The organism is Rhizobium sp. 05N430 (genome assembly GCF_056396985.1).
Window position 1 is genome coordinate 82,565 of the sequence record NZ_JBFTMO010000012.1, and the last position, 13,267, is coordinate 95,831.

The following is a 13,267-nucleotide window of genomic DNA, read 5'->3' on the forward strand; positions in this document are numbered from 1 at the left end:
ACAAGAAACCCCTTCGCGGCCGCGCGGAGGGGTTTCGTTTTATTCGTCAGAGCGCGCCGTTCTTCGGTGGAATGACGCCGTTCAGATGGTAATTGCCGACGACGTGATATTTCCAGCGGACGGGGTCATGAAGCGTGTGGGTGCGGGCGTTGCGCCAGTGCCGGTCGAGATTCAGCCCGGTCTTCACCGAACCCGTTCCTGCCAGTTCGAACAGCGTCGTGCTTGCTTCAAGCGCGATCTCCGTGGTCAGCACTTTTGCCGCTGCGACAGCGAGGCTCGCCTCGACGACCTTCTCTTCGCTTGTGTCGGCCTGCGCGGCATCGACCTTGCGCCCGGCACGTTCGAGAAGCGCGCTGGCGGCTTCCAGCCTGATAGCGATCTGGCCGGCCTTGGCGATCGTCAGCGGATCGTCGCTGGCGCGCTCGGCGCCGCTGTTCATCCAGGGCCGCGCCTTGTGCGTGACGAAATCGACCATCTCCCTGAACGCCGCCCGGGCGATGCCGAGATCGACGCCGGCGTGAATGATCTGCCCGACGGAGCCGATGGTCGAGGGCCGCTCGAAGCCCCGGTGATGCGATACGACCGCGCCGCGCTCGACGAAGACGTTGTTCAGGATTGTGGTGCCGCTGCCCGTGGTGCGCTGGCCGAACCCATCCCAGTCATCGACGATTTCGATACCCTCGGTTCCCTTGGGCAGAAAGGCCATCACCAGATGATCCTCCTCATCCAGTGCGAACACGGTGATCCAGTCCGCAAAGATCACGCCGGTCGAATAGTATTTCGTGCCATTGATCCGGTAGCCGCTGCCATCACCGGTTATGCGGGTCTCATAATGTCCAACCGTCTTGGTGCCGCGTTCGGACAGCGCGTTGCCGAACCGGCGCCCGGCCAGGGCTTCGGCGAAGAAGGTTTTCTTCTGGTCTTCGCTGCCGTCGGTCCGCAGCGCCTCCAGAATGTAGAAATGGTTCTGGGGGATCTGGCCGAGCGAACCGTCTGCTTCCGAAATGATGGCGGTGATCTCGGCAAGCGCCGCGTTGGAAATGCCAAGACCGCCGAAGTCTTTCGGCACGGTAATTGTCAAAAGACCGGAAGAAGAAAGCCGGTCGAGCTCTTCGAAGGGCAATATCCTTTCGGCATCCCGCTGCGACGCAGTTTGCGCGAAGCGCTCTGCAAGCTCACGGGCGGTCCGGATGGCCTCGTCTTCCGTCGCAATGCGGTGCGCGGCAGGTCTGGCTGCGGGAGGTGAAAAGGGCGCGTTCATGGTCGCTTCCTGTGGAATAAGCCGTAGCACCGAGCGTGGTGGCCGGGGTTGATTGTCCCGCGCATCTAGGCACCAAAGCACACGGCCTCACAACAATATAAATTCCATAAAAATTATGGAGAATAGAACTCCATTTCTCCACGCCAGCTTGGTTGCAGCATAGTCTCTATCGATTGCAGGCTGGCGCCGGTCGAGACAAGACGGGACCGGTGGTGTTCTAGCCGGGCGCTTTGGAGGCCATGACGGATATGATGGGCGCAAAGACGGAAAAGACGATCGTCCTGCTGCTCTGCGCCGGAACCGTGGCCTCGCTGTTTCTGGCCTTTGGCTAACGAAGCGCCGTCAGATCACGTAATCCGGTTCGGAAAGGCTCTGGTCCATCGTGACGCCGGGCAGGCCGGAATGGGGCTTGCCGACCACGCGTGCGGGGACACCGGCAACGGATGTATAGGGAGCGACGGATGCGATGACGACGCTGCCTGCGCCGACCTTTGCACCCATCCCGATCTCGATATTGCCGAGAATCTTGGCACCCGCGCCGATCAAGGCACCCCTTCGGACTTTCGGATGCCGATCGCCATCCTGCTTGCCGGTTCCGCCGAGCGTGACGTTCTGGAGAATGGAAACCTCATCTTCCACCACGGCGGTCTCGCCGATAACCAGCCCACTGCCGTGGTCGAGCATGATGCTCTTGCCCATCTGTGCTGCCGGGTGGATATCGACGCCGAAAATTTCCGAAACCCGGCTCTGCAGATGCCTTGCCATATGCAACCGCTTCTCGTGCCAAAGCCAGTGGGCGACGCGATGCGCCTGCAGGGCGGCGAAACCCTTGAAATACAGAAATGGTGTCAGGATCTCGGCATTTGATGGATCGCGCTCGCGCACGGCGATCAGGTCGGCAACAGCTTGCTCGATGATATCCGGCTTCGAGACGAAGGCTTGCGCGACCGCGGCCAGAAGTTCGTGCTGATCCAGATCGTGATCGGCAAGTTTGTGAGCGATGCGGTTTGCAAGCGCCTCGGCAAAACTGGAATGATAGAGGATCGCCGCATTCATCGGGCGTACGAGCGCCCGGTCCTTCGCCGCCGCGTCGGTTGCCTCCCGGCACAGCGCGCTCCAGATCTCGGCTCTTGCGAGCGACAAGGGCGCAAAATTCGAAAGCTCGTTCAACATGGCATGCGGACCTGCCATGCCTTTTCCTCCAGCCGGCCACTCAGGACTTCAGATTAGGGCCGCCGCGCCGGGGACAGAACGCATAGAGTTCGCTCATTGCAGACCAGAGGATAATTTTCCTCCCGGATTGGTGCGAAGCGCGCAAAAAACAATCCCGATATCGCCGCCTTGTCGACAGCGGGCGGTAGCGTCTTCACGCTTAACGCGGTGAACGGCACTCCGCCTGCCCACCCTTGCCAGTGGCGTAGGTGTTGTCGGTCGGATTGTAGGACGGGAATTTCTTGGCGCACCACTTGATGTGGGCAATCTCCGCGGGAGACAAAAGCCAGTTTTCAGCTGCCGCCGCCTTACCGGCTTCGGCGGAATAGGCGGCAACGGATGCGTTGGTTTCGGAATTGCCGGCGACGGCCGGGGGATCAATGCGGAAGGCAAAGGCGGATGATGCGCCGGACATCACAATCGCGGCGGTTACCGCGTATGCTGCCAGAGATTTCGCCACCGTAGACATTTGCCAACTCCAATCGTCGATCTGCATATCAACGGAGAGACAGCGTTTTTGTTCCGGAAGTGCTGCTGGGCAGGCAAACGGGGCCGGGCAGGGATGTTACTTTTCGACGACCGAGATCTTGCCGTCTTCGGAAATCAGCGGGAACACGCCGGTATAGTCCCCGATCGAGGGATGATCTGGAAACAGCGCCTTGTGGCCGGCGGCGGTGATCACCATGACTTCGGCTCCGGCAGCCTCTCCAGCCTTCACCCCGGCTTCGACATCTTCGAACACGAGGCAGCTTTCCGGCGGCACGCCGAGCTTCCTGGCGCCAAGAAGATAGCATTGCGGATCGGGTTTTCCGGAGGTCACGTCATCGCCGGTCACGATCTGCTGCGGGACAGGCAGCCCGGCGGCTTCCAGCCTGCGGATCGCCAGCGCCTTCGTGGACGAGGTAACGATCGCCCAGCGTTGCGGCGGCAGCGCCGCCAGAAATTCAGCAGCGCCCGGAATGGCGACGATACCATCGACATCCTCGATTTCGGCCTGAGTGATCTTTGCGGCCTCAACCTCGGGATCGACCCCCGGAAGATTCAATTGCCGGATCGTGTCGACGCCCCGCTTGCCGTGCATGGTCGGCAAGAATTCGACGGGATCCAGCCCGTGACGTTCGGCCCAGGCACCCCAGACCCTTTCGGCGGCAGCCGTCGAGCTGAGGATGGTTCCGTCCATATCGAAGAGAAAACCGGAAAAGCATCTTTTGCTGTCGAGAGGCACGTGCAGACCCTCCAGGATCGGTTTCGGGCGTTCCACCTTATCGCCCGCCGAAGGTGTATTGAACAGCGCAGGATCGGAGAATCTTCCGCTGCACCAGAGTGAACCAGCCGCGTTGCGTATTTACGGCTGGTTCACCATGACCGCCGCATCTGCCTTCGCAGACCCCGAATGCCGGTTAAGTGTTTCCTGAAACTCGATCCCGAGTCGCCTCAAGAATAGGAACGTGATGAGCTATCTGACATTCGACGTTCAATCGCTTCTGCGCGAGCTCGACCAGTTCGCGTCGGAGCTTTCCGGCCTTGCGAAATCGGTCGAAGTGACGGCCCTCGAACTCCGGTTCGCCATGCTGCGCGCGATGATCGAAGACTGCATGGGCATCAGTTCGTCAAACGACAATCTCGCCCGCGAAAGCCTGGATGGAGCCGGACATGCGAGCTGACGCCGCGGTGCTCCGCACCTCGCTTGCGCGCATTCGGGCCGAAGCGCAGCAGATACAAGCAGCCGAACTGCCGGCGAAGACCACGGCTTTCATTACCCAGCTGGAGCGCCTTGCCGTGTCATTGCCTGAGATGACCGATATCGCCAAGCGCAACGAGCTGGTCAGGATCGGGGAATTGGCGACGGTGCTTTCCAGCTGGATAGACGATCGCGATCCGGGCGCCTCTGCCGCCTTCGAAGAGGCGGCCCTTTCGCTGGGCATGATCCAGTCGAGCGAAAGCGAGTTGCTGGAAGCCATCGTGGGCGTGGCGCGATCGGCGCTCGCGCTTCTTCGCAGATAAGGGATCCACCGCTACGGCAGCGGGCTCAATGCCCGCCGCGGGATTCAGGATTGATGGTCAGGACGGTCGCTGCCAGTGCATCCCTGACATTGTAGCCGATATCACCTTCGGCCTTGATGAGAACGTAAAACACCCGCACCGCCTTCAATTTGGCATCGACGGCATCCGTTTCGGCATCGCTGACGAGCGTGACGATATGGGCCCTGTCGGTCTCGGCTGTGCCGAGGGCCTTGAGCTGGGGCAACACTTTCACCCAGTCCTGAAGTTCGGGAAGATAGACTAAAAAGCGATTCACAGTGTGCTCCTTCAATAAGGAGCAACGTCCTATCACTATGGCCCGTGACGCCAGCGTGACACCACCAAAGGTCTTCGCTGAGCGGCCGGACGGAGCCTGGCGGCTACCGGGGATATGCAAGCCGGGATGCAGGGGCGATCAGCGCTGCCGTTCGGGCGAATCGATCAGCTATGTCCGTCCGTCTTCCCGATACGCTGGCGTTAGGCGGCCAGCGCATCCTCATCATCTGCCAGATAGTCCAGCAGATCGTAGAGTACCTCCATCTCGTCCTCGGTCTCAGGACGTTTCGTCGGCGGAACGTTCTTGACGGGCGCCTTGGCCCGTTGCCGGAAGGTCGCCCGGGGAACCCGGACTGTATTTGCGCGTCTGTTTGCCATCTGCTGCCTCACGCGGAACAAGGAGGATCAAAAGCTTGAGGGCTAACTTAATCACCAAACGCTTGAATAGTCGCGTGACGCCGGCGTGACATGGTGGCGGGAGCCTGAGGGCCTCCCCCCACCGTCAGTTCACGTTGCCTTCGCACATCGGCACCGGCCGCGCCGGCTGAGGGGGATGGTCCGCCTTGTACTGGGCGATGACCGGCTCGAGTTTTTCCTTTGGCCAGAACGCCGGCGTGCCGATCGCCTTGAGGCAGGAGGCGTTCCAGTAGGGGCCATTCGGCGCCAGCGCGCGTCCACCGGCGACGGACTGCGCGACCGCTTTGATATCCTTGGATTCCGGGTAGATATAGAGCGTCGTCGGATTGCCATCGATCATCGAAAGCACCTTCGGCGCGTCCGATGGCGACCAGCTGGTGCATCCGTCGCTCCGCCCGCCTGCATAGGTGACGAGCTTTCCGAGCGGAACATAGCCGGTGCTGTTCGCATAGGTGCTCTCAGGCTTCTTCTGCATGCAGATCCCCGAGACGAGGGCCGCCGCATGGCCGCCGATGGCGCGTTGCCTTGCATTGGCCGTCTCTCCGATGCCGTCGAACTGCACGAAGGAGCGGATGAAGGCGGCTTCGCGATCGGCACTCGTGCGGTAATAGCCCTTAAAGGAAGTCTTGATCTCGCTGGTCAGATAGGCGCCGCCGGCGGTCAGATTGGAATCGAGGGCGTTGCCAAAGTTTTTGGCGCATTCCCGGCCGTTGGAAAAGTTTGCCACGCCCTGGAGGTTGCGGCCACCGCCATGTCCTGCGGAAATGACGCGAAACGATCTGTCGGCCTCGCAGATCACATAAAACCGGCCATCCGACAGGTCACCCGGGTCATTCGGCCGGGTCGCGTCCATGGCGAAATAGCACTCGTTTCGAACCTTGCCTTCGGCGACTTTTGAGAGATAGAGGCGGCGTGCCCGTTCCAGCACCGGCAGGGCGATCTGGCCATTGGCCTCGCCGACATAGGTCATGAGCCAGTCCGGGATCGGCAGACGCCCGTCGGCCCCGGATGCCTGTACTGCCGTCGTGGCCGACATGAGCAGGCTCGCAAAGCCAAGGAGCAGGGATCTTTTAGGCACGGCGCATTCTCCCGGATAGTCTCTCGGCGCATTCGGCCGCCGAACGGTTTGATAGATCTGACCCACGCTCATCCATCAGCGTTGAAGAAGTCTTAACACCGCACTTCCAGTCTTGTCGCGACGATCTGAGAGTAGTCGCTGCCCATCGGATCGTTGAAGAACAGCGTGGTCAGCATTGCCTGGTTTTCGGCCAGAATCTGCTTTGAATCCGGCCGGACGACCTTTCGCGTGCAGCGGTTGAAACCGTCGCCGGATGTTTTCAGATCCGCATCGCTTCCGAAATCGAGCGCCGTGTAGAGCGACGGATCGTAAACGCCGAATACCATCAGTCCCTTCAGCGGTGTCCGCTCCACGGGCTTCTGCGTGAACGACAGGATCAGCGATCCGTCCTCATAGGCCGCGTGCATCACATCGGGCTCGGCAAGCTTGATGGCTTTGCCGTTGATGGTAATCTTGGTGTAATAGTCGTATTGCGCCAGTGACTTGCGCACCGTCTTTGCGACAGCCGTCAGTTCGGCAGGTTCAAGCTTCGAATTGCCGTTCTTGTCGAAATCCAGCAACACCGAGGACGAGAAGACCTCGTCGAAGCGCCAGGTATCGCGCAATTCGCCGAGGCTGCCATCGGCGCCCGCTACTGCTTCGAACTTGGCATCGACGAAGATGTGTGGATGGGCAAGCGCGCCCGTCGGCACCCCGCCCATGAAAAGCAGGGTTGCAGCAGCAATTCGGCGTCGAAACGATCGGGAGCTCATAGGACGTGACTGCGCGGAGATTGTGCCCGATTTAAGTTGAACCGATCCCGATAACGGTCCGTTTTTTCTCGCCACGCTAACGGATTGCGGACGCGCTTCAGGAAACACTGTTCCATTGCCATGAGTCTTGGTAATGAGGCGCCCTATATCATTCAGCCGGCTCAATCAGGTGCTATCATGGACGAAAACAAATTCCTTTCACTGTGCAAGGGCGGAAAGTTCAAGGAAGCGCTGGCGCTGGCGATCGAAGGCGGCGAGAAGCAGAAATACACCCCCAGCCGCTTTTCCATGGACAAGAAGACCGGGAGGCCGATTTTCTATCGCGGCAACAAGCGCGTCGAGATGGATGAAAACGGCGAGTGGCTGATCTCCAAGAACACGCAGGTTTGATGAGGGCGGCTGTACGGCCGGTCACATCGCAAAGACGACTGCCCCGCCAGCCAGACCCGCGCCTGCCGCGGTCATCAGAAGGTTCTCTCCTGGCGCGAACGGCCGTCTGCTGTTCTCGACCGAGAGTGAAAGCGGTATGGTTGCAGCGGAAGAATTGCCATATTCGGCGATCGTGCTGACGGCCTTGCTTTCCTCGATCGCCAGATTGCGGCGGATGGCATCGGAAAGACGTGCATTCGCCTGATGCGGAATGAAACGGTCTATGGCCGAAATGGTCCCGGTGGACTGGGCGACGGCCTGAAGCGACGTCCTTGTCATCAGTTCGACGGCACGGGAGAAGACCTCGCGCCCGTCGCGCATCGACATCAGCATTTCATCGCCCGGCGTCTGCCGCGTGAACGGTTTGGAGCTCCCGCCCGCCGGAATGCCGATCAGATCATAGCCGCTACCATCGGACGCCAGCGCGGCGGCCTTGAGGCCGCTTCTCCCATCGCTGCAGGGCGCGAGCACGACGGCTCCCGCGCCGTCGGCGAAAAGCACGGCGCTGGCGCGTTCGGCAGGATTGATCCGGCGGCTGAGAATGTTGGCAGCGACGACCAGCACCGGCCGCCCCTGGGCGCGCACGAAACCATCCGCCAGCGTCAGCGCATAGAGAAAGCCGGAACAGGCCCCGGCAAGGTCGATCGCGCCGGAATTCCTGAGCCCGAGCTTGTGGGCCAGAAGCGGCGCAGACGGCGGCAACAGATGATCGGGCGTCGAGGTCGCAAGAAGGGTGAGGGCCACATCGTCAGCTGCAAGACCGGAATTACTGATCGCCATCCGGCCGGCTGCCGTGGCAAGGCCAGTCAGCGTGTCACCCTCGCTTGCCCAGTAGCGCGATCGGATGCCGGTGCGCCGTTCGATCCAGCCATCCTCCAGGCACAGCCGGTTTTCAATCTCCGCATTGTGGACAATACGCGACGGGACGGCGTGGCCGAAGCCTGCGAGCCTGGAGGAAAGAAGCGCCGTCACGACCCCACCTTTGCCAGGGCGAGCGAAGCCACCTCGTCGATGGCGTCATAGGCGGCGGCAAGGTCCGCCCCAGTCGTGCAATAGGGCGGCATCAGGTAGATGACATTGCCAAGCGGTCGCACGAGCAACCCGCGCTCGCGGAACAGCCGCCGTAGATGCGGGCCGGCCTCGGCGAGATAGCCGCCCGCAGGGACCACGAGATCCAGGGCAGCGATCGTTCCGCATTGCCTKACGCCCGTAAATCGCGGGTCGTTTTCGAAGCGTTTCAGGTGGGCCGAATGCTGCGCGGCCAGCGCATCGATCCTTGCGTCGACAGGCTCGTCGCGCCAGATCTTCAGGTTGGCCACAGCCGCGGCACAGGCGATGGGGTTCGCCGTGTAGGAGCTCGAGTGAAAAAAGGTCTTGCGCCGATCTGAGGACAGATGCGCCTCGAAAATATCCGGCGTGCAGAGCGTTGCCGCCAGCGGCAGGGCGCCACCGGTCAGGCCCTTCGAGGTGCAGAGGATATCGGGGTTGACGCCCGCCTGCTCGCAGGCGAAGCGGGTTCCAGTCCGGCCCCAGCCGGTCATCACCTCGTCGGCGATAAACAGCACGCCATACCGCCCGGCGATTTCCTTCAGAGAGGCGAGAACGCCGCTTGCATAGAATTTCATGCCGCCTGCGCCAAGCACCAGCGGCTCGATGAGAATGGCGGCGGTCCTTTCGGCGCGGCAGAAGCGTTCGAAAGCATCAAGCGTTTCCTGCTCGCGGCCGGCTTCGGGAAAAGGCAGGCGATCGACGCCGAAGAGCAGGGGTTCGAACGGCGCGTTGAAGACGCCGCGTTCTCCCGCCGACATCGTGCCGATCGTGTCGCCGTGATAGGCGTGTTCCATCACCACGATGCGGTCGCGCGCGATACCGCGATTGTGAAAGGTGCCGAGCGCCATCTTGATCGCGACTTCCACGGCGGTCGAGCCGCTGTCGGAATAGAAGACGTGCTGCAAACCGGGTGGAGCGAAGGCGAGCAAGCCTTCCGCCAGCGCTTCGGCTGGCTCATGCGTGAATTCAGCAAAGATCACCTGGTCGTAGACCTCTGTCGCCTCGCGGATCGCGGCCATGATGGCCGGGTGGCGATGGCCATGGGTGATGACCCACCAGGAAGAGATCGCATCCAGAATACGATTGCCATCCTCGTCGAAAAGAGAACTGCCTTCTGTCTTTACGATGCGCCTCATCGCCGGTTCGAGGGCGTGCTGGGTGAACGGGTGCCAGACGGGAGAGCGGCTCATGCGCAGTTCTCCAGCATCAGCCGCGTATCGAAATTCTCGCGAAATGCCTGGGCGAGGCTTTCACGCGTCAGATTGTCCAGCATCGGCAGTCGCCCCAGAATATCGACCTGTCCGATGGTGGCGATCGTCGCCTGTGTGTCCGCGTTCTCGGGCCCGATGAAGGCAACGCCGCAAATCGGGATGGCGCGATGGCGCAGCGCCTCGAGGGAGAGCAGCGTGTGATTGATCGTGCCAAGTGCCGTTCGTGCGCAGAGAATGACGGGAATGCGCCACGGCGCGAAGACATCGGCAAAGACGGTGGTAGCCGTCAGCGGCACCAGCAGACCGCCCGCGCCCTCGATGACCAGCGGCCCTTTGCATTCGGGTGGCAGAAGCTTGCCTATATCGATCTCGATCCCATCAATCCGCGCGGAAAGATGCGGCGATAAGGGCGCTGTGAGACGATAGGCTTCAGGCACGATATGGCCTGATGGCAATCCGCTGAGCCGGGCGACGGTCTGGCTATCAGTCTCATCCTCGAGGCCGGATTGCACCGGCTTCCAGTAATGGGCGCCGAGCGCACCGGCTAGGCCCGCCGCAAAGACGGTCTTGCCGATGCCGGTATCCGTGCCGGAGACCACGAAACGCGGTGTCATCTATTGTTTTCCTCCATGACGGCGGCGAGGCAATCGATCATGCTGGCGATCCGGTCGCGGTCTGTATTGAGTGTGATCGACAGGCGCAGCCGCGCGGTGCCATCGGGTACCGTGGGCGGGCGAATGGCGCGGATGTCGAAACCATGATCCTGCAGACGGTCCGCAATTCGGACCGCCTGCGCATTGCCACCGATGATCACCGGCTGGATCTGCGATCCGCTCGGCTGGACGCCAAGCCGACTCTTCAGTTCGTCGCCGGCGAACGAAACCAGTTGCTGAAGGCTGATGCGCCGCTCCGGTTCATCCTCGACCATCCGCAGCGCCTCGCGCACGCCGGCCGCCATGAGCGGCGAGGGCGCCGTCGAATAAATGAAGGCGCGGGCGCGGTTGACGAGGTAGTCGGCAAGCGCCCGGGGAGCGGCAAGCAAAGCGCCGGAAACGCCGAGCGCCTTGCCGCAAGTATGAAGCGCCAGCACATTCTCCCGGCCCTCAAGCCCGGCCGCCAGCCCCCGTCCGCCTGGGCCGAGCACGCCGGTCGCGTGCGCCTCGTCGATGACCAGAAAGCCGTCGTGACGTTCGGCAATGTCAGCAAATGCCGCGAGCGGTGCGCGGTCGCCATCCATGGAGTAGAGGCTTTCGACGGCAACCCAGGGATGGCCCCGGCCACCCTGCTTGCGCCATTTCCCGATCGCGTCGTCGAAAGCATCGGCATCGTTGTGAGCGACGGCGGTCGAGGCCGCCTTGCTGGCTTCGATGCCTTCATGCGCGCTCGCATGGATCAGCGCATCATGGACGATCAGATCCTCACGCTTCGGAAGCGTCGAGAAAAGCGCGGAATTGGCGGCATAGCCGCTGCCAAAATAGAGCACGCGCTCCGCCCCGAAGAAGGCTGCTGCTTCGGTCTCCAGCGCCTCGTGTTCGGGATGATTGCCGCGTAGCAGCCGAGATCCCCCTGCGCCAACGGGAATGCCCCGCTCCATGGCCGCAGCGATCGCCGCCTTGAGACGTGGCGCACCGGCCAGAGCGAGAAAGTCGTTGGAGGTGAAATCGGCGCCGCGCTGCGGGGCCAGATGGCGCAGGCGTGTCTTTCGCTGCAGGCCATCCAGTGTCACAATATAGCCGGCGAGTATCGCTGCGGTCACAGCGCCGGCTCCAGTTGCATTGGCGACAGGCCGAGGCGTCGGAAGAGCGACGTGTCGTGGTCTTCGCCGGGATTATCCGTCGTCAGCAGCGTATCGCCGACGAAGATCGAATTGGCGCCGGCGAAGAAACAGAGTGCCTGCATTTCGTCGCTCATCTCCGTCCGTCCGGCCGAGAGCCGCAGGTGGGATGTCGGCATCAGAATGCGCGCGAGTGCTATCGTGCGGATGAAATCGATCGGGTCGACAGGGGCGGCATGTTCCAGCTTCGAGCCGGGGATCGCGATCAGCTGATTGATCGGAACGCTCTCCGGCGCCACCGGCAGGTTTGCGAGCGTCAGCAGCATGGAGATCCGGTCATCGACCGTTTCGCCCATCCCCAGGATGCCTCCAGCACAGACCTTGATGCCGGCAGCCCGCACAGTCTCCAGCGTATCGAGCCGGTCTTCGAAGCTCCGTGTGGTGATGATTTCGGAGTAGAAGCGCTCGGACGTATCGATGTTGTGATTGTAGTAGTCGAGGCCCGCTTCTGCGAGCCTGTCTGCCTGCGTGGCCGAGAGCATGCCGAGCGTCATGCAGCTTTCCATGCCAAGCGCCTTCACGCCCTCGACCATGGCGGTCAGCGTGTCCAGATCGCGATCCTTCGGGCTGCGCCAGGCGGCCCCCATGCAATAGCGAGTCGCCCCGGCATCCCTTGCCTTGCGCGCCTCCGCGAGAACGCGCTCGACCTCCATCAGCTTCGACGCCTTTAGCCCGGTCGGATTGTGCGCCGACTGGCTGCAGTATCCGCAATCTTCCGCACATCCCCCCGTCTTGATCGAGAGGAGCCGGCTCATCTGCACGGCATTGGGATCGAAATTGGCGCGATGAACGGTTTGCGCCCGGAAGAGTAGATCATTAAACGGTAAATTATAGATAAGTTTTGCGTTGTCTAACGTTTTGGTCGGTTTGTGCGGAGCGTGACGTGCTTCAAACTCGGTATTCCGAACGATTTCTGGCATTCTTGTCGCCTCAAGATTAAAATTATGGATAGAAAATATATTTTATCGATAATTTGGCAAGCCGTAATTCCGGAGTGCGATTTCTGGCCGGTTGAGGCGGAAGCTCGCCCGCTGGCTTTACTGTCTTTAGTGCGGCTGCAGCCCGCGGAACCCGAGTTGCGGCGGCCGGTGGCACGCGTTAGTGATGTCGTCATGCTGGATAAAATCGATGAGCGCCTCGGCGCGCGGGTGCGTATTGAACGGGAAATTCGCGGCTGGTCGCTGACCGAGCTCGCGGAACGCTCAGGTGTTTCCCGCGCGATGATCCACAAGGTCGAGCGCGGCGAGGCAAGCCCGACGGCAATGCTTTTGGCCCGTTTGTCAGGCGCTTTCGAGATCAGCATGTCGACACTGATGGTGCGTGCCGAGATGCAGGAAGGGATGTTGCTGCGCAAGGACGACCAGCCGGTCTGGATCGATCCCGTTACCGGTTATGCGCGCCGCCATGTCTCGCCGCGATCGGTGACGCCGATCGATGTGATCGATGTCGATTTCCCGCCGGGCAAGGAATCGGGCTTTCCCGCCTCGTCCTATGCCAATCGCAAGCACCTCGTCTGGGTGCTGGCGGGCGAACTTGTCTTCATCGAAGGCGGCGTCCGCCATGAGATGCGGGAAGGGGATTGCCTCGAACTCGGCCCTCCCAACGATTGCATCTTCCGGAATGAAACGGCCGAACCCTGCCGTTATGCGGTGATCGTTCTTCGTGAGGCCTGACGGAGTCGATCATGCTACTATAGTGGTATGATCAGCATGGCGGAAACTGAAG

Annotated in this window: 17 protein-coding genes; 4 read left to right on the forward strand and 13 right to left on the reverse strand. The window is 61.5% G+C overall.

From position 1 onward, the window contains the following. Window positions 1-46: 46 nt before the first annotated feature. From AC1DJO_RS22000 to AC1DJO_RS22015, 4 genes are all read right to left on the reverse strand, one after another. Window positions 47-1,261, reverse strand: coding sequence for an SfnB family sulfur acquisition oxidoreductase (locus AC1DJO_RS22000; protein WP_112390007.1), 1,215 nt, complete (start codon window positions 1,259-1,261; stop codon window positions 47-49). A gap of 342 nt (window positions 1,262-1,603) precedes the next feature. Continuing rightward, window positions 1,604-2,452: a serine O-acetyltransferase gene (cysE, locus tag AC1DJO_RS22005; RefSeq protein ID WP_112390006.1), complete on the reverse strand. Its 849-nt coding sequence runs from the start codon at window positions 2,450-2,452 to the stop codon at window positions 1,604-1,606. 181 nt (window positions 2,453-2,633) lie between these two features. Then, the gene (locus AC1DJO_RS22010; RefSeq protein ID WP_162698767.1) at window positions 2,634-2,942 is read right to left on the reverse strand and encodes a BA14K family protein; all 309 of its coding nucleotides are present in this window, start codon (window positions 2,940-2,942) and stop codon (window positions 2,634-2,636) included. Window positions 2,943-3,038: 96 nt separating this feature from the next. Beyond that, entirely contained in the window at window positions 3,039-3,653 is a 615-nt protein-coding gene (locus tag AC1DJO_RS22015) for an HAD-IA family hydrolase (protein ID WP_112390087.1), read from the reverse strand. 271 nt (window positions 3,654-3,924) lie between these two features. On the opposite strand from AC1DJO_RS22015, the gene AC1DJO_RS22020 reads away from it, so the two are divergent. Beyond that, window positions 3,925-4,137: a hypothetical protein gene (locus AC1DJO_RS22020; RefSeq protein ID WP_112390004.1), complete on the forward strand. Its 213-nt coding sequence runs from the start codon at window positions 3,925-3,927 to the stop codon at window positions 4,135-4,137. Continuing rightward, entirely contained in the window at window positions 4,127-4,477 is a 351-nt protein-coding gene (locus AC1DJO_RS22025) for a hypothetical protein (protein WP_112539102.1), read from the forward strand. Before AC1DJO_RS22020 ends, AC1DJO_RS22025 begins: the two co-directional genes overlap by 11 nt. Before the next feature lie 25 nt (window positions 4,478-4,502). Here AC1DJO_RS22025 and AC1DJO_RS22030 read toward each other — a convergent pair whose 3' ends face one another. The 4 genes from AC1DJO_RS22030 to AC1DJO_RS22045 form a co-directional block, all read right to left on the reverse strand. Next, window positions 4,503-4,772 (reverse strand): hypothetical protein, encoded by a 270-nt coding sequence (locus AC1DJO_RS22030; protein WP_112390002.1) that lies wholly within the window; start codon window positions 4,770-4,772, stop codon window positions 4,503-4,505. Between the two features lie 200 nt (window positions 4,773-4,972). Continuing rightward, on the reverse strand, window positions 4,973-5,149 hold the full coding sequence (locus AC1DJO_RS22035) for a hypothetical protein (RefSeq protein ID WP_162706067.1): 177 nt from the start codon (window positions 5,147-5,149) through the stop codon (window positions 4,973-4,975). Between the two features lie 124 nt (window positions 5,150-5,273). After that, window positions 5,274-6,224: a hypothetical protein gene (locus AC1DJO_RS22040; RefSeq protein ID WP_112390001.1), complete on the reverse strand. Its 951-nt coding sequence runs from the start codon at window positions 6,222-6,224 to the stop codon at window positions 5,274-5,276. Between the two features lie 134 nt (window positions 6,225-6,358). Next, on the reverse strand, window positions 6,359-7,018 hold the full coding sequence (locus AC1DJO_RS22045) for a DUF1007 family protein (RefSeq protein WP_112390000.1): 660 nt from the start codon (window positions 7,016-7,018) through the stop codon (window positions 6,359-6,361). A gap of 177 nt (window positions 7,019-7,195) precedes the next feature. Between AC1DJO_RS22045 and AC1DJO_RS22050 the strand changes: the two genes are divergently transcribed. Beyond that, window positions 7,196-7,408 (forward strand): hypothetical protein, encoded by a 213-nt coding sequence (locus tag AC1DJO_RS22050; protein WP_112389999.1) that lies wholly within the window; start codon window positions 7,196-7,198, stop codon window positions 7,406-7,408. A 21-nt stretch (window positions 7,409-7,429) separates the two neighbouring features. Here AC1DJO_RS22050 and AC1DJO_RS22055 read toward each other — a convergent pair whose 3' ends face one another. From AC1DJO_RS22055 to bioB, 5 genes are read right to left on the reverse strand one after another with little or no spacing between them, the layout of a single operon-like run. After that, window positions 7,430-8,419, reverse strand: coding sequence for a beta-ketoacyl-ACP synthase III (locus AC1DJO_RS22055; RefSeq protein WP_112389998.1), 990 nt, complete (start codon window positions 8,417-8,419; stop codon window positions 7,430-7,432). Continuing rightward, complete coding sequence (locus AC1DJO_RS22060; RefSeq protein ID WP_112389997.1) at window positions 8,416-9,687, reverse strand: adenosylmethionine--8-amino-7-oxononanoate transaminase; 1,272 nt, start codon at window positions 9,685-9,687, stop codon at window positions 8,416-8,418. The genes AC1DJO_RS22055 and AC1DJO_RS22060 overlap by 4 nt, the downstream gene beginning before the upstream one ends. Next, on the reverse strand, window positions 9,684-10,322 hold the full coding sequence (bioD, locus tag AC1DJO_RS22065) for a dethiobiotin synthase (RefSeq protein ID WP_112389996.1): 639 nt from the start codon (window positions 10,320-10,322) through the stop codon (window positions 9,684-9,686). The genes AC1DJO_RS22060 and bioD overlap by 4 nt, the downstream gene beginning before the upstream one ends. Further along, a complete protein-coding gene (locus AC1DJO_RS22070) occupies window positions 10,319-11,464 on the reverse strand; it encodes an 8-amino-7-oxononanoate synthase (protein ID WP_112389995.1) in 1,146 nt (381 codons plus the stop codon). Before AC1DJO_RS22070 ends, bioD begins: the two co-directional genes overlap by 4 nt. Then, the gene (gene bioB / locus AC1DJO_RS22075; RefSeq protein ID WP_112389994.1) at window positions 11,461-12,462 is read right to left on the reverse strand and encodes a biotin synthase BioB; all 1,002 of its coding nucleotides are present in this window, start codon (window positions 12,460-12,462) and stop codon (window positions 11,461-11,463) included. Before bioB ends, AC1DJO_RS22070 begins: the two co-directional genes overlap by 4 nt. On the opposite strand from bioB, the gene AC1DJO_RS22080 reads away from it, so the two are divergent. Continuing rightward, window positions 12,412-13,215 (forward strand): helix-turn-helix domain-containing protein, encoded by an 804-nt coding sequence (locus tag AC1DJO_RS22080; RefSeq protein ID WP_477972847.1) that lies wholly within the window; start codon window positions 12,412-12,414, stop codon window positions 13,213-13,215. The two genes, bioB and AC1DJO_RS22080, sit on opposite strands and share 51 nt — an antisense overlap. Window positions 13,216-13,267: the final 52 nt, after the last annotated feature.

Excerpts from the sequence above, each read along its gene's own strand:
- AC1DJO_RS22045 (WP_112390000.1), bottom strand. The coding sequence starts at position 7,018 with ATGAGCTCCCGATCGTTTCGACGCCGAATTGCTGCTGCAACCCTGCTT.
- AC1DJO_RS22000 (WP_112390007.1), bottom strand. The coding sequence starts at position 1,261 with ATGAACGCGCCCTTTTCACCTCCCGCAGCCAGACCTGCCGCGCACCGC.
- AC1DJO_RS22050 (WP_112389999.1), top strand. The coding sequence starts at position 7,196 with ATGGACGAAAACAAATTCCTTTCACTGTGCAAGGGCGGAAAGTTCAAG.
- AC1DJO_RS22010 (WP_162698767.1), bottom strand. The coding sequence starts at position 2,942 with ATGTCTACGGTGGCGAAATCTCTGGCAGCATACGCGGTAACCGCCGCG.
- AC1DJO_RS22035 (WP_162706067.1), bottom strand. The coding sequence starts at position 5,149 with ATGGCAAACAGACGCGCAAATACAGTCCGGGTTCCCCGGGCGACCTTC.
- AC1DJO_RS22025 (WP_112539102.1), top strand. The coding sequence starts at position 4,127 with ATGCGAGCTGACGCCGCGGTGCTCCGCACCTCGCTTGCGCGCATTCGG.
- cysE (WP_112390006.1), bottom strand. The coding sequence starts at position 2,452 with ATGGCAGGTCCGCATGCCATGTTGAACGAGCTTTCGAATTTTGCGCCC.
- bioD (WP_112389996.1), bottom strand. The coding sequence starts at position 10,322 with ATGACACCGCGTTTCGTGGTCTCCGGCACGGATACCGGCATCGGCAAG.
- bioB (WP_112389994.1), bottom strand. The coding sequence starts at position 12,462 with ATGCCAGAAATCGTTCGGAATACCGAGTTTGAAGCACGTCACGCTCCG.
- AC1DJO_RS22020 (WP_112390004.1), top strand. The coding sequence starts at position 3,925 with ATGAGCTATCTGACATTCGACGTTCAATCGCTTCTGCGCGAGCTCGAC.
- AC1DJO_RS22040 (WP_112390001.1), bottom strand. The coding sequence starts at position 6,224 with ATGTCGGCCACGACGGCAGTACAGGCATCCGGGGCCGACGGGCGTCTG.
- AC1DJO_RS22015 (WP_112390087.1), bottom strand. The coding sequence starts at position 3,653 with ATGGACGGAACCATCCTCAGCTCGACGGCTGCCGCCGAAAGGGTCTGG.